Annotated in this window: 10 protein-coding genes; 4 read left to right on the plus strand and 6 right to left on the minus strand. The window is 62.8% G+C overall.

All coding sequences use genetic code 11. From position 1 onward, the window contains the following. Positions 1–150 precede the first annotated feature (150 nt). Positions 151–2,145 carry an Ig-like domain-containing protein gene (locus ACL9RI_RS11445; protein ID WP_422726696.1) on the minus strand — a complete coding sequence of 665 codons (1,995 nt, stop codon included), beginning with the start codon at positions 2,143–2,145 and terminating at the stop codon, positions 151–153. 234 nt (positions 2,146–2,379) lie between these two features. On the opposite strand from ACL9RI_RS11445, the gene ACL9RI_RS11450 reads away from it, so the two are divergent. From ACL9RI_RS11450 to ACL9RI_RS11460, 3 genes are all read left to right on the plus strand, one after another. Then, a complete protein-coding gene (locus tag ACL9RI_RS11450; RefSeq protein ID WP_422726697.1) occupies positions 2,380–3,630 on the plus strand; it encodes an Hsp70 family protein in 1,251 nt (416 codons plus the stop codon). 39 nt (positions 3,631–3,669) lie between these two features. Then, entirely contained in the window at positions 3,670–4,299 is a 630-nt protein-coding gene (locus tag ACL9RI_RS11455) for a PolC-type DNA polymerase III (protein ID WP_422726698.1), read from the plus strand. A 174-nt stretch (positions 4,300–4,473) separates the two neighbouring features. Then, positions 4,474–5,862: a tetratricopeptide repeat protein gene (locus tag ACL9RI_RS11460; RefSeq protein WP_422726699.1), complete on the plus strand. Its 1,389-nt coding sequence runs from the start codon at positions 4,474–4,476 to the stop codon at positions 5,860–5,862. A gap of 13 nt (positions 5,863–5,875) precedes the next feature. Here ACL9RI_RS11460 and ACL9RI_RS11465 read toward each other — a convergent pair whose 3' ends face one another. Next, positions 5,876–7,756, minus strand: a complete 1,881-nt coding sequence (locus ACL9RI_RS11465; protein WP_422726700.1) for a GGDEF domain-containing protein — start codon at positions 7,754–7,756, stop codon at positions 5,876–5,878. Positions 7,757–8,114: 358 nt separating this feature from the next. Between ACL9RI_RS11465 and ACL9RI_RS11470 the strand changes: the two genes are divergently transcribed. Next, positions 8,115–10,283 (plus strand): prolyl oligopeptidase family serine peptidase, encoded by a 2,169-nt coding sequence (locus tag ACL9RI_RS11470; RefSeq protein ID WP_422726701.1) that lies wholly within the window; start codon positions 8,115–8,117, stop codon positions 10,281–10,283. A 54-nt stretch (positions 10,284–10,337) separates the two neighbouring features. Here the strand turns inward: ACL9RI_RS11470 and ACL9RI_RS11475 are convergent, their stop codons facing one another. The 4 genes from ACL9RI_RS11475 to ACL9RI_RS11490 are packed head-to-tail and all read right to left on the minus strand — an operon-like array spanning position 10,338 to position 14,503. Further along, positions 10,338–11,210 carry an STM4011 family radical SAM protein gene (locus tag ACL9RI_RS11475; RefSeq protein ID WP_422726702.1) on the minus strand — a complete coding sequence of 291 codons (873 nt, stop codon included), beginning with the start codon at positions 11,208–11,210 and terminating at the stop codon, positions 10,338–10,340. Continuing rightward, on the minus strand, positions 11,204–12,577 hold the full coding sequence (locus ACL9RI_RS11480; RefSeq protein WP_422726703.1) for an STM4012 family radical SAM protein: 1,374 nt from the start codon (positions 12,575–12,577) through the stop codon (positions 11,204–11,206). The genes ACL9RI_RS11475 and ACL9RI_RS11480 overlap by 7 nt, the downstream gene beginning before the upstream one ends. Continuing rightward, positions 12,574–13,413, minus strand: a complete 840-nt coding sequence (locus tag ACL9RI_RS11485; protein WP_422726704.1) for an STM4013/SEN3800 family hydrolase — start codon at positions 13,411–13,413, stop codon at positions 12,574–12,576. The genes ACL9RI_RS11480 and ACL9RI_RS11485 overlap by 4 nt, the downstream gene beginning before the upstream one ends. Further along, entirely contained in the window at positions 13,406–14,503 is a 1,098-nt protein-coding gene (locus ACL9RI_RS11490) for an STM4014 family protein (RefSeq protein ID WP_422726705.1), read from the minus strand. Before ACL9RI_RS11490 ends, ACL9RI_RS11485 begins: the two co-directional genes overlap by 8 nt.

The raw sequence follows: 14,503 nt of genomic DNA on the forward strand, positions 1-14,503 counted from the left end.
AGCATAGCGCAAAAGATTGCCTGATAGCAAGACCGATTCCTTGTTTTTCTTTCATTGCCCATGTGGCAAATGGCATGGTGTATTGGCAAGTGGCATGGCGGCGGACTTGCTCCAGCCCTGGCATTTTTTGCCTGCCCATGGCGGCGTGGCTCAATCTGGCGTATCGCAGGGGCCCGTGCCATAGGGGCTGGTCTGGCCCGGCGGCGGCGTGCGGCGTTCGCTGAAATCCTTCGCCAGGGTCGGCAGCGCCAGTTCCATGGTGGTGCTCGATTCCGTGCCGGCCACCGTGCCGCGCACGGTCAGCGCCAGTTGCACCCAGGAACCGTAGTTGCGCGGATAGCTGACGGTGACGCTGGACAGGCCCAGCACATCGCTGACGCTGCTGGCGCTGACGGCGAGCGGAATGCCGGGGTCGAGCACGCCGTTGCCGTTGAGGTCGTAAGCGCGATCATAAATGCCGTTGCGTAACACGTCTTCATTGGCGCAACTATAGCGTGGCAGGGCCAGCCGCCATACGCCCGTGTCGGGGAAGTCTGCCTTGTCGGCCTCCCAGACGTAATAGCCCTTGCCATAGCGCACCGGCCAGGCGGCCGCCGTGATGGTCACGCCGGGCACCGCGTTGCCGGCGCTGTCGGAAACGAGCACCGCAAATTCCTTTTGCAGCAAGCTGGTCGAGTATTCGCGCACGGTATTGCCGGTGCCGACCTTGATCGACAGGGCCTTGCGGGCCACTGTCAGGCGTATTTGTGCGCTGGCGGACGCCTGCGTGGCGCCTTCGATGCGCGCCTGTATCAGTACGCCGTCGCGGCCGCTATCGGCCGGGCCCGCCACATACACGCTCTGCGCCATGCCGTCCGAACCGGTCGGCACGGCCCCCGTCTGGCGCAGGTAGCCACCGCTGGGGTCGCTCAAGATGCTGAATACCACGGGGGCGTGCTTGACCAGGTTATTCACCGGACCGTCGCGCACCACCGCGCTGATGGTGCTTGCCTGCGTGGTGTCGCTGCCATGGTTCGAACCGAGCACGGCAGGCTCGGCTTGAGCGCTGAGCTTGTTGGCGGGGCCAGGCAGCGCGACAAATTCCAGTCGCGTCTGGGCCGTCGGGCCGCCAGCTACCGCCGCCGTGATGGTGGCCAGTCCCGCGTTGGCCGACTGCAGGTAGCTGCGCGGCAGATTGCCATTGCTAAACACCAGGCTGGACGCGATGGGCGCGGTGCAGGCGCTGTCGCCAAACAGCGCGCCGCGCGAAGTGTTCAGGCTGGCACTGCCGGACTGCGGCACGCCCGTGTCCACCCGCGCATAGCGCACATCGATGGCCTGGCAGGCCAGGGTCGGCACTTCCTGCAACACGTCTGCGCCGCTGGCATCCTGGCCCACGGCCGGGGTCAGGCGCAAATCGCTGCCGGCCACCGTGTAGGCTTGCGACATGCTGGCGCCGAGTGCGCTGGCCGAGACCGCATCCTGGCCCAGGGCGCCCGCCGTCAGGCGCAGCACCAGCTGGCCCTGGGCATTGCTGACGGCGGCGCCGCCGTCCCTGACGCGCACGCTGTTGCCGCTGCCCGTGCTGTAGCTGATGGCCGCGCCCGCCACCGGTTTACGGGCTGAATCGCGCACCGTCAGGATCAGGTCGGCGTTCTGGCCGCGCGTCAAGGCGGAGGGACCGACGATGTCGATGGTGCTGCCAGTAACGGCCACCGTGCCGCTACCGCTTTGCGCGCCGACCGTGGCCGTCAGCTTGATGCTGCGGTTGCTGTTGGCGCCGCCGGTGCCCAGCAGGGCGCGCGCCAGGCCATTCCTGTCGGTGATGGCGTCGACGGCGCTGAGGATGCCGGAATCGGCACTGAAGGAAATCTTCGCGCCCGGCAAGGCCAGGTTGGCGCCATCCTTGACCAGCGCCGTCACGGCCACTTCGCTGCCAGGCAAGCCGGCCGATGGCAGTTCCGTACTGGAAAAGACCAGTTGCACGGCGCTTGCCAGGCTGGCCGGGTCGGGCGGCGTGACCGGTGGCGTGACCGGCGGGGTAGTCGGTTTGATGGGGGCGGGCAGGGTGCCGCCGCAGCCAGCCGTGCCCTGCAGCGCACAGCCGACGGCTGGCTGGGCTTCGGCTGCACCGCCGCCACAGCCGGCCAGGCTTGCTACGGACACGGTGAAAACAAGGGCAAGCCAGGACAGGCGAACGGGGGCGTGGCGAGATTTCACAGGGAGTCTCCGGAGGGCGGCGAAATTGCTGGGCGTCAATTTCTTAAGAGTAGCTTTTGTCCGAAGCTGCTGATTGACACAGCGCAAACTATGTCTGTGTGAAGGGGAATGGCGGTTTTTCTGGTGCAAAGAGGCATGTTCTGGTAGCATAACGCCCCTTTAATTCATGGAAGGGTCGACATGGTCTATGCTTGCGGCGTCGATTTCGGCACATCAAACTCCACGGTAGGCTGGGCGCGTCCAGGACAGAACACCATGCTCAGTCTGGAAGACGGCAAGACGACCCTGCCATCGGTGGTCTTCTTCAACGCGGAAGACGAAGAAGTCAGCTATGGACGCGCCGCGCTGGCCGGATACCTGGCCGGCTACGAAGGCCGCTTGATGCGTTCGCTGAAAAGCTTGCTGGGCACCAGCCTGATCGATGGCCAGACGGAAGTGGGCGGCCGCGCCTTGCCCTTCCGCTTGCTGATGTCGCAATTTATCGGTGAAGTGAAACGCCGCGCCGAACAGTCGGCTGGCCGCGAATTCACCTCGGCCGTGTTTGGCCGTCCCGTCTTCTTTATCGACGACAATGCCCAGGCCGACCAGCTGGCGCAAGACACCCTGGCCGAGATAGCCCGTTCCGTCGGTTTCAAGGACATCGCCTTCCAGTTCGAGCCGATCGCCGCCGCCTTCGATTATGAATCGCAAATCGAGCGCGAAGAACTGGTGCTGATCGCCGACATCGGCGGCGGTACTTCGGACTTTTCGCTGGTGCGCCTGTCGCCCGAGCGGGCCAAAAAGGCTGAGCGCCGCGACGATATCCTGGCCACCGGCGGCGTGCACATCGGTGGTACGGACTTCGATAAATACCTGAGCCTGTCGTCCGTCATGCCCTTGCTCGGTTATGGCAGCCGCCTGCACAACAATAGCGAAGTGCCGTCCAGCTATTATTTCAACCTGGCGACCTGGCACACCATCAACCTGGCCTACACCAAGAAAATCTGGGTGCAGCTGGCCGATGTCTGCCGTGATGCACGCGAGCAAGATAAGATGGGGCGCTTACAAAAGCTGATCGATGAGCGCGCCGGCCACTGGCTGGCGATGAAAGTGGAAGAGGGCAAGATCGCCCTGTCCGATGCGGCCGAAGTGCAGCTGGAACTGGACCGCCTGTCGCCAGCGCAAAGCCTGTTGCTGAAACGCAGCCAGTTCGACGACGCCATCGGCCACCTGTGCACCTCGGTGGAAGACACCGTGCTGCGCCTGCTGCGCGACGCGGGCGTGGCGCCGGACGCGGTCGACACCGTGTTCTTTACGGGCGGTTCCAGCGGCGTGCGCCTGCTGCGTGAAAAGATCGCCGCCCTGGTGCCGGCCGCGCGCAAGGTGGAAGGCGACCTATTTGGTAGTATCGGCGCGGGACTGGCACTGGACGCCGTGCGCAAGTTTGGCTGATAATCAGTCTTCTTCGCATTACCCCTGGAAAGCCCGTCTATGCAAGTGTTTGAAAAACCGATCGTGATGCTCGACTTTGAAACGACCGGCCTGTCGCCCGACATGGGCGACCGCATCACGGAAGTGGCGGCGCTGCGCATCGAAGGCGGGCGCATCACGGACCGCTATGTCACCCTGGTCAATTGCAAGGCGCGCATACCGTCGTTCATCACGGGCTTGACGGGCATCACGCAGGCCATGGTCGACAATGCGCCGCCCGTCGATGAAGTGGTGCCGCAGTTGCTGGACTTCATCGGCAGCGATGCCTTGTCGGCGCATAACGCCAGCTTCGATGAAAAATTCCTCGTTGCCGAAAGCGCCCGCTTGCAACTGGCGCCCGCACACCAGTCGCTGGTGTGTTCGCTGAAACTGTCGCGCCGCGTGTTTCCCGGCTTGTCCAGCTACAAGCTGGGCCTGCTGTCGAGCCAGTTGGGCATCGCCTTCAAGAGCGCCGCCCACAGGGCCGAGTCCGACGCTGAAGTGGCGGCGCAGGTGCTGATCCATATCGGCCGCCATTTGCGCAGCAATTATGGCCTGGCCGATGTCGATGCCGACCTGCTCGTTTCCCTCAATAAATTGGCCGCTGCCAAGGTGCCCCAGTATCTGCAAAAGCGCCGCCAGTCCAGCTGAACCACGGTTCAGGCGGACTCATCAAAACGATAATATTTTATTATCTCCATTGAGTTCGCTCAACCCTCTCTCCCGCATCGAATTTACAATTCAAGCAACACACAATGCCATCACAGGCTGCGGCCGGGCGCGTGCTGCCGGCCAGCGCAATGTGTCATGGGGACAGGGGCGCATATGGACAAGCACCAGACCGCCAGGGATAGCCATCAGGCCTATATCTGGTTTCGCACAGCTGCCGAGCAAGGCAATCCCTACGCCCAGTTCAATCTGGGACTGATGTACAAGAAAGGCGAAGGCATCGCGCATGACGACGCGCGCGCCTTTGTCTGGCTGCGCCTGGCGGCGATACAGGGCCTGGCTTTTGCACAGAATCATCTGGGGGCAATGTATTACCACGGACGTGGCGTGGCCCAGAGCGATGAAGACGCCGTGCTGTGGTTCCGCCGCGCGGCGGCGCAGGGCGATGCCTCGGCGCAGCAAAACCTGGGCCAGATGTACCGCAAGGGCCGTGGCGTGCTGCAGAGCGATGAACTGGCCCTGGCCTGGTTTTACCGTGCCTCTGAACAAGGCGTGGCCAGCGCCCAGTCCTTGCTGGGCGAAGCCTATGCGCAAGGACTGGGAGCGAAAAAGAATGATGCGCTGGCGCTGGCCTGGTTCCGCAAGGCGGCATTGCAGGGCGATATGCAGGCGCAGCTGAACCTGGGCCTGGTCTACAAGCGGGGCCAGGGCGTGGCGCAAAGCGATGCGCAAGCCGTGGCCTGGTTCCGCCAGGCGGCGGCGCAAGGCCTGGCGGTGGCGCAGCGGCAATTGGGCGTGGCCTATGCGGAAGGCCTGGGCGTGGCGCCCGACCAGCTGCGCGCGTATGCCTGGCTGTTGCGCGCCGCCGAACAGGATGATGCCGATGCGCAATACAACCTGGGCGTCATGCTGGCGCGGGGGCAGGGCGTGGAGCAGGACGAGGCGCGCGCCGTTGGCTGGTACCGCCGTGCGGCCCTGCAAGGCCATTGTCTGGCGCAATACAATATGGGCGGCATGTGTGCGGGCGGGCGTGGTATCGAACGCGATCTGCGCCAGGCGCTGGAATGGTATGTCAAGGCGGCGGCCCAGGGGGCCTCCAACGCGCAGTTCAACCTGGGCGTGATGTACGCCAACGGCCATGGCGTGCCGCGCGACCCTGTCTGCGCCGTGCGCTGGTATCGCACGGCGGCCGAACAGGGTGACGCCAGCGCGCAAAACAATCTCGGTGTGATGTATGCGAATGGCCAGGGCGTGCCGCAGGACGATGGCCTGGCCGTGCACTGGTATGAGCAGGCGGCGGAACAAGGCCATGCGCTGGCCCAGTACAACCTGGGCTGCATGTACAACAGCGGACGCGGCGTGCCGAAAAGTCCCGTGCACTCGTATATGTGGACGGCACTGGCCGCGCAGAGCGGCGACGCCACGGCCAGTTCGGCGATCGCGGGGCTGGCCGGCGAACTGTCTTCCTCCGACCTGGGCGAGGCGCAGGCCTTGACGCGGCAATGGCGGCAGGCGCGTCCGCCGCCATTGCCGCCGCGCGCGTAGGCGAGCAAAAACGCTAAGGTGCTTCCATGCGCTGTGCTGGCGCACCTTGACGGCGGTCCAGGAACAGGCTGTTGCCGTGGATTTTCTTGGCCTGCTTTTTCGCTTCGGCCGCCTGGGTGGCGATCTGGTGATGCGTGTAGTACTGGTGCGCCTCGACCTTGATCACGCCCAGCGATAGGCTGATCAGCGAATAAAACACTTTTTTCCCCTGCCGGTCTTCGCTGATGTAGCCGCCGCGTTCGCAATCGCTGCTGCTGTAGAAATCGAGGATGGCGCTGGAAAAGCGCTCGAGCATGGCCTGGCAGCGGCTTTCCCAATCTTCGCTCTGGAACAGGATCATGAAATCGTCGCCGCCGATATGGCCGATGAAATCGCGGTTCGGGTCGCAATGGCTGCTGAGAATTTCCCCCGTCAGCTGGATCACATCGTCGCCCTTGCGGTAGCCATACACGTCATTGAACGGCTTGAAGTGGTCGAGGTCGCAATAGCAGACCCAGAAGCGGCTACCGCTGTGCAGCAATCGATCGATATGTTCATTGATGGGCACATTGCCCGGCAATTGCGTGAGCGGATTGGCGTAGCGGGCTGCATTGATCTGCATTTGCGTGATTTCGCGCATCAGATCATGGCCCGTGCCCATGCCCAGGTACTTGCCGTTTTCGGTAATGATGAAGCCGTTGAACAGATGATGGGCGTCCGACTGCACCATGGTGTAGCTCAGTTCCTGCAAGCTGGTTTCATGGTCGGCGATCAAGGGCTTGGCATCCATGAACAGGCTGCAGGACTTCTTGCCGTACAGCTCACGCTGATAGGGGCGGGCAAAATGGTCGATCATCTCGAAGCGGCTGATCAGGCCCAGCGGCACGCCCTGGTCGACCACGGGAATGATCATCAGCTTGGGTTCCTTCAAAAAGATGTCGTAGACCTCGTTATTGTTTTTCTCTGGCGACACGGCGGCCACCAGGTGCAGCAGCTTGCGGATGCTGGCGCCATTCTTTTCCAGGCTGCTGCGCTGCGGATACACGGCCACCCCATTGCGTCCCAGCGCCTGCACCACTTCGGCCGGCAGGGCGCGCGCCGGCGCCATATTCGGCCGGCCCAGGTGATATCCCTGGCCAAAGGCCACGCCCAGGTCGCGCAGCACCAGCAATTCCATTTGCGTTTCGATGCCTTCGGCGATCACCAGGGTGCCTGATTTTTCCGCGATTTCCTGGATCGAGCGCACGAATTGCAGTTTCACGGGGTCATTATTGATGCCCTGGATGAAATGCATGTCGATCTTCACATATTCAGGCCGCAGTTCCGACCATAGCCGCAGGCTGGAAAAGCCTTCGCCCAGGTCGTCGATGGCGATCTGGAAACCCATATTGCGGTAGTGCAGCACCGCCTCGCGCATCAGGTCGTAATCGTAGGTGGGCTGGTTTTCCGTCAGCTCGATGATCACGCGGTCCGGATTGATGCCGATCTGCTCGATGTATTCCAGCGTTTCGCCATGGCGCGCATTGCGCAGCAGCAGGCATTCCGGGCTGACATTGAGAAACAGTTTACCCGGCAGCCCCAGTTCGGCGAAGCATTCCAGCACCACTTGCCGGCACAGATGTTCCACTTCCAGGGTCAGGCCGCTGGCGCGCGCCACCTTGAACAGATTCATCGGTGCATGTAGAGGGCTGTCGGACGGCCCCCGTATCAAGCCTTCATAGCCGATGATGTCGCCGCTATGCATATGGATGATGGGCTGGAACAGGGCGCTCAGTTTGCGGCCGTTAATAATGTCATGCAACTCTTCCGCCGCCCCTTCCGGCCCGGCCGCCACCAGCGATGGCTTCAGGTAAGCCACATTCGATGGCGGCGCATCGTGCGCAGGCAAGGTGGCGGGGAAGGGAAGAGTGTGCATAAGGGCAAGTCTGGACGCGCAGGAGTCGGCATGGCCGCAATCAGCGCCATGATCATGTTGCCCATGGTAAAGATCTTTTATGACAACTTGATGAAATGCAGTCAATTCTGACAAGGGTTGCGACCAGGCCCAGTTTTCCATTTTTCACGGAAAACCGTTTTTACGATGGCGATTATTATAATTTTGCAAAATAAAAGATGGCAATCCTGGCTGATAACTGTGCTTTAAAAGTTGTGATACACGCTATGATTTATCTTGGCGAAAGTCATCATGGGCAGCCGCCGCACGCAGTGAGGTAGTTGAAATAGTCAATGCGCGGCCTGCTTTCTTCGATATCCAACAATGAGACAAACAACCCATGCAATTACGTAGTGCAACCCTCATATTCAGCTTGCTGGCCGCTTTCGGTGGCAATGCCATGGCACAAACTTGCCCAGCCGGCGACGGCGCGACCGTAACGTATCCGGTCAGCAAAAAAGTCGATCAGCAAGACAGCTATTTCGGCACCACCATTGCCGACCCGTACCGCTGGCTGGAAGATGCCAACAGTGCTGAAACGCACGACTGGGTCGTGGCGCAAAACAAGGTGACGCAAGCCTATCTGGGCACCATCCCGGAACGCGAAGCCATCAAGCAGCGCCTGACCAAGCTGTGGAATTATGAGCGTTTCACTACGCCAACCAAGCAGGGCGGCCGCTATTTCTACAGCCGCAACGACGGCTTGCAAAACCAGGCCGTGCTGTACACGGTGAAAAAACTGACGGACGAACCGCGCGTGCTGCTCGACCCGAACACCCTGTCGACCGATGGCACGGTGGCGCTGGCCGGCACCTCGATCAGCCCGAACGGCAAGTACCTGGCCTACGCTACGGCCGCTTCCGGTTCCGACTGGAATGAATGGAAGGTGCGCGACATCGAAACGGGCAAGGACCTGGCGGACCATATCCAGTGGGCCAAGTTCTCGGGCGCTTCGTGGACCAAGGACAATAGCGGGTTCTTCTACAGCCGCTATGACGCGCCGAAAGAAGCGACCAAGCTGGCCGATATCAATTACTTCCAGAAACTGTACTTCCACAAGATCGGCACGCCGCAAAGCGACGACGTGCTGGTGTTCGACCGTCCTGACCAGAAAGAATGGGCGTTTGGCGGCAGCAAGGTCAGCGATGACGGCAATTACCTGATCATCACGGCCACGCAAGGCACGGAACGCAAGAACCGCATCTTCTACAAGGACTTGCGCCAGAAAAATGCCAAGGTGGTCGGCTTGCTGGAAGAGTTCGACGCATCGTACTCGTTCATCGACAATATCGGTCCCGTATTCTATTTCGCCACCGACAACAAGGCGCCGAAATCGCGCGTGATCGCCATCGATACGCGCAAACCTGCGCCGGCCGACTGGAAAGAAGTCGTGCCGCAAAGCGAGGAAACCCTGGTCTCGGCGAATATCCTGAACAACCAGCTGGTGCTCGATTACTTGAAAGATGCGCAGACGCAAGTCAAGATCACCGACCTGAACGGCAAGCTGGTGCGGGAAGTCGCCTTGCCAGGCATCGGTTCGGCAGGCGGCTTTGCGGGCAAACGGGGCGACACGGAAACGTTCTACTCGTTCACCAGCTTCACCACGCCGGCGACGATTTACCGCTACGACATGAAAACCGGCAAGAGCACCATCTACCGCCAGCCCAAGGTCGATTTCGATCCGGCCGCGTTTGACGTGCGCCAGCAATTCTTCACCAGCCGCGACGGCACCAATGTGCCGATGTTCATCGTCTCGAAAAAAGGCATGAAACTTGACGGCAACAACCCGACCTATCTGTACGGCTATGGCGGCTTCAATATTTCGCTCACGCCAACTTTCTCCGTGGCAAACCTGGCCTGGGTGGAAATGGGCGGCGTCTATGTGATGGCCAACCTGCGCGGCGGCGGCGAATACGGCGAAGCCTGGCACCAGGCTGGTACCAAGCTGAACAAGCAAAACGTGTTCGACGACTTTATCGGCGCGGCCGAATGGCTGGAAGCGAACAAGGTGACCTCGCCATCGAAACTGGCGATCGGCGGCGGCAGCAATGGCGGCCTGCTGGTGGGCGCCGTGCTGGCCCAGCGTCCTGAGCTGTTCGCTGCCGCCATCCCGCAAGTGGGCGTGCTCGACATGTTGCGTTTCCACAAGTTCACCGTGGGCTGGGGCTGGGTGCCCGACTATGGCTCGTCGGATGACGCCGAGCAATTCAAGGCGCTGCTGAAATACTCGCCGCTGCACAACCTGAAGGCGGGCGGCTGCTATCCAGCCACCATGATCACCACCGCCGACCATGACGACCGCGTGGTGCCTGCCCACAGCTTCAAGTTTGCTGCCGCCCTGCAAGCGGCACAAGGCGGCCCTGCGCCGGTGCTGATCCGCATCGACAGTAAGGCAGGCCATGGCGCCGGCAAGCCGACCACCAAGCAGATCGAAGAAGTGGCCGACCGCTGGGGCTTCCTCAGCCGCTCGCTGCACATGACGGAGCCGGCCAAGGTGGCGGGGCAGTAATCAGTCAGTAGTTGGATAGTAAAAAGCGCGGGCGCAGTCAGCCCGCGCTTTTTTTTATTGCTGCGGCGCGATGCGGGCCAGCACGCCCGTGCCAAATACAGGCTGGAACGGCAAGTCCTTGCGCTGCGCGTAACCGATATAGCAGTCGCACTTGAAGCGGGGGCAGCTGCGTTCCTGCAGCATATCTTCCAACTGGTCCGTGTACAGGTTGCCCAGGCGTTCGGGCACGAAATGGCAGCGCGCCAGTTCGCCGTCGCCATCGACCGATAGCGACAATTCACCCGCCAGGCAAGGCTTGCCGCGTGAAGGCACGGGGCGGCGGTTCAGGGCAAACCACGGGTCGATGGCATCGAGCCAGGCCAGGTCTTCGGTGCTGTAATAAGCGGGGCCGCGCCGGTCATACGCGTTCAGCCACAGATACGTTTGCGCGGGCAGGGCCGCGCGCAAGGCGCGGATGGCGTCATAGTGTTCGGGCATGGCGACCATGCCGACCGAGTAACGCACACCCATCGCGTCGAGCCGCGCGCAGCGCTCCAGGAAGCGGGCCAGGGTGGTCTGGCCCGGGTGATAGGTGCACCACAGGCCGATTTTTTCCAGGCCGGGCAAACCTTCCAGCCAATGCAGGGGGCCGGACAGATTGGTTTGCAGCGCCACTTGCCGCACATGGGGCAGGGTGGCCAGGGTTTGCATGGCGGTGCGGTAATGGCGCCGCACCAGCGCTTCGCCCCACGGCGTGAACAGCACGCTGATGGGGCGATTCTGTTCTGTCACCCAGCCCGTGAACCTGGCCACTTCGCGCGCATCGCGGGCCAGTGCGGTCCGGCTATCCTGCTTCTTGGCGAACGGGCAGTAGCCGCAGGCGTAATTGCAACTGGCCAGGGTGCCCCGGTACAGCAGCGACAAGATGTTTGCTGGCGCCGTCAGCACGCCGGGCCGCCTTCCGCCATCAGCGTCCGCACCGTGTCGGACGCCAGCCAGGGACCGATGGTGTCGGCATACGCGTAGCCTTGCTGGTTCAGGCGCAGCCAGCGGCCATCTTCTTGCACCAGTTTCAATGCATGCAGCTCTGCCAGCTGCGGCAAGTCTGCTTCGCAGCGCGTGCCGAAGCGGGCCGTGTAGGCGTCGCGGTCCATGCCCGGTTCCGTCAGCAGCGACTGGATCACATAGCGGCGCTGCTGCTCGGCGGTGTCCAGCACATAGCCGTGTTCAGCGTGCGCAAACTGCGCCTCGTCCAGTGCCAGGTATTGTTCGATGATGCCGATGGTTTGCGTGCGCTCCACTGCGTACTGGCTCGAATAATGCAAGCCTGTTGTGTACGAGCGGGCGCCCGCGCCCAGCCCCACCATGCCATCGTTCTGGCAGCAATACGAGGGGCCGTTCTGTTCCGGCGCATGGGGGGCGCGGAACATGCGCATCGAGACTTGTTCATATCCCCGTGCGCGCAAATGGTCGCGCGCCGCCGCGTACAGGACCAATCGGCTGTCGCCATCGCGCGCCAGCATGATGGGGTTCAAGGTTGCTGCACCCTGGCGGCGCGCCACCTTGCCCAGGCCCGTTTGTTCACGCACATACAGCGGATACAGGTAGAGCTCTTCGGGCTGGAAGGCCAGCGCGCTGTCGATCGAAGCCAGCAGGCTATCCACCGTCTGCCCGGCGATGCCGTAGATCAGGTCCAGGTTCAGGGTGGGGAAACCGGCTGCGCGTATCAGGCCGATGGCGTGATGGACGGTGGCATTTTGCTGCGGTCGCGCCAGCGCGCGCATCTCTCCGGCCGCAAAGCTCTGGATGCCCAGGCTGACCCGGTCGATGCCGTGCGCGCGGCAGACGGCCAGGCGTTCAGCCGTGATGGTTTCCGGCGAGGCTTCGATGCCGGCCGGCGTATGCTGCAGATCGATGCCGAGGATGTCGCGCGCGCCGCACAGCAAGGTGTCGAGCTGCGTCGCCGACAAATAGGTGGGCGTGCCGCCACCGAGCGCGAAGCGGGCAAAGCGCCGTTCACCGAGGGCGCCATCCAGCGCACGCATTTGCAGCAGCACCTGCTGTACATAGCGTTCGACCATGCCGGCACTGGGGCGTGCCATGGCGAACAGATTGCAAAAACCGCAGCGCATTTCGCAAAACGGAATGTGGATATAGGCGAACAGGGCGGAACGGTCCTGCTGCGCCCACAGGGGCGCCAGCGGCGCGGCTTGCGCCAGGCTGCGGTAGGCGGCCTTGTGCGGATACGAATAGGAATACGCCTGGTAGGGCGTGTGGCGCATGCGCTGCGCCAGGCTTGTTTCGGATGGATTCACGGTAGGGGTAATGCTTTCTGTGTATGTTCTATCAGGAAGTGCGCATAGGGCACGCTCCATACGCTGTCGTGCGCCACGCGGTGGCCCCGATAACCATCTTCGCCATAGGCGCTGCCGTGGTCCGAGCAAACGATGGCAAACGTGGGCGCGCGGGCGGCGCAGGCGGCAAACAGGGGCGCCAGCGCGCCATCGACATAGCGCAGCGCTGCCGCGTGGCTATCCAGGCTGTCCGCTTTGCAGCCGGGCAGGTAGGCGCGGTTGGGCGTGTGCAGGGCGGCCACGTTGATGAATAAAAAAGTGCGCTCTTCGCTGGCCTGCAGGCGTGCGACGGCCAGCCTGACTTGTTTTTCCGTCGAATGGCGGCTGGCCACGCCCATGCCGGCGCTCCAGTGGCTTTCCTGGAACAGATTCGGCAGCACCGTACCCAGGGCAGTCTGCTTGTTAAAGAAGCCGACGCCGCCGATGCAGATGGTGCGGTAGCCGCGCGCCGCCAGGGCGGCAGGGAGATCGGCTTCGTCAAATGTCCAGGTATGCGGCGAGGTGGTCTCGCTGCCCGCGAAGGCGCTGGCAAACAGGCGCGGATGGCGGCCAGGTAGCGCTGGCGTGGGTAAAAAGCCCGCAAAGAAGGCCTGGTGGGCGGCATAGGTAAAGGTGGCGGGCGAGTGGCGACGTTCCCAGCCGCAGGGAGCCAGGAGGCGGCCCAGCACGGGCAATTCGCCCGCTTCATATAATGCTTGCGCCACGTCATAGCGCAAGGTGTCGAGCGTGATGAAGGCGATATCGTGACTGCCCACGATGGCGTGCATGTCGGGGATAGGGTATGGGTTGTCAGGCATGGTGAAGGTGGCGCAGTTGGGCCGTATAAGTATCGTCGCCCTGCCACAACAGGCCGGGCAGCAGGTCGCCGAAGGCATTCGCTTCCAGCACATGGGCCTGGCCATGGCGCACCACCAGGTCCAGGCCGGCGACTGTGCTGCAAGGGAAAGCGCTGGCGGCCAGGGTGGCGGCCGACTCCAGCGCCGCCATGTCGGCGCAGTTCAGCAGGCTGGCCGCGTCGCCGCGCTGGTTATCCAGGTGCAGATTGGTCATCATCTGCGCGCCGATGCGGGCCACCCGGTGCGCGGGCTGGCCTCCCAGCGTGACCACGCGCAGGTCGTAATGGCTGTCGCCGGTGCGCGGCTTTGGCAGCCATGCTTCCGCGTACAGCTGCTGTTGTGCCAGCGTATCGACCAGGGTAGCGATTTCGCTGGCAGATTCATAGCGCGAGATGCGCTTGTGGTTAAACAGGCGTGGTTCGCCGTTCATTTGCTGCAGGCTGGCCGAACTGGTGGCTTGCTGGCGGCCCGCCCTGTTCCGGCGATAGGCGACCACGCCCGAAGCGGAAGAACCGTAGCGCGGTTTCAGGTACACGCGGTCAAGCCCATGTTCGCGCAACAGCGACTGCAAATGCGCGTAGCCATGCACGGGTCCCAGCAGTGCCGGGACAGGCACGCCGTGCGCCGCCAGGTGGCGCTGGCAAGCCAGCTTGTCGGTCATCAGGACGATGTCGGCTGGCGCATTAAAAACGCGCGTTTGCGGCAAGGCGGCCAGCTGGCTGGCGAGTCCTTCCATGGCAGCTTTAAAGCCGCCAAACCAGGCATCCATGGCCAGCAGTTCGCCGTGTTCGGGCGCGGGCACGGGCGGCCGGCCCAGCGAACGGCAGCCATCGTGCAGCAAGTGTCGATGCGCGGCCGGGTCGTCGCCGGGCGGCTCGATCTTGAATACGCCAGGCTGGGCCAGCGCAGTATCGAGTAGCGACGGTTGCCGCAACCAGTCGCGCCATTCCAGCACCTGCGCGGGCGGCAGGTGCAGTTGCGCGCGCGCCGCCTGCATCAGGCGCACGCGCTTGCTGCCGCTGGTGGCCAGCAGGGTAAGAGGCTTGGACAA

This window comes from Janthinobacterium sp. Mn2066, from assembly GCF_049319705.1.
In the GTDB taxonomy this organism is placed as follows: Bacteria; Pseudomonadota; Gammaproteobacteria; order Burkholderiales; family Burkholderiaceae_D; genus Janthinobacterium.

Excerpts from the sequence above, each read along its gene's own strand:
- ACL9RI_RS11450 (WP_422726697.1), top strand. The coding sequence starts at position 2,380 with ATGGTCTATGCTTGCGGCGTCGATTTCGGCACATCAAACTCCACGGTA.
- ACL9RI_RS11455 (WP_422726698.1), top strand. The coding sequence starts at position 3,670 with ATGCAAGTGTTTGAAAAACCGATCGTGATGCTCGACTTTGAAACGACC.
- ACL9RI_RS11460 (WP_422726699.1), top strand. The coding sequence starts at position 4,474 with ATGGACAAGCACCAGACCGCCAGGGATAGCCATCAGGCCTATATCTGG.
- ACL9RI_RS11465 (WP_422726700.1), bottom strand. The coding sequence starts at position 7,756 with ATGCACACTCTTCCCTTCCCCGCCACCTTGCCTGCGCACGATGCGCCG.
- ACL9RI_RS11470 (WP_422726701.1), top strand. The coding sequence starts at position 8,115 with ATGCAATTACGTAGTGCAACCCTCATATTCAGCTTGCTGGCCGCTTTC.
- ACL9RI_RS11485 (WP_422726704.1), bottom strand. The coding sequence starts at position 13,413 with ATGCCTGACAACCCATACCCTATCCCCGACATGCACGCCATCGTGGGC.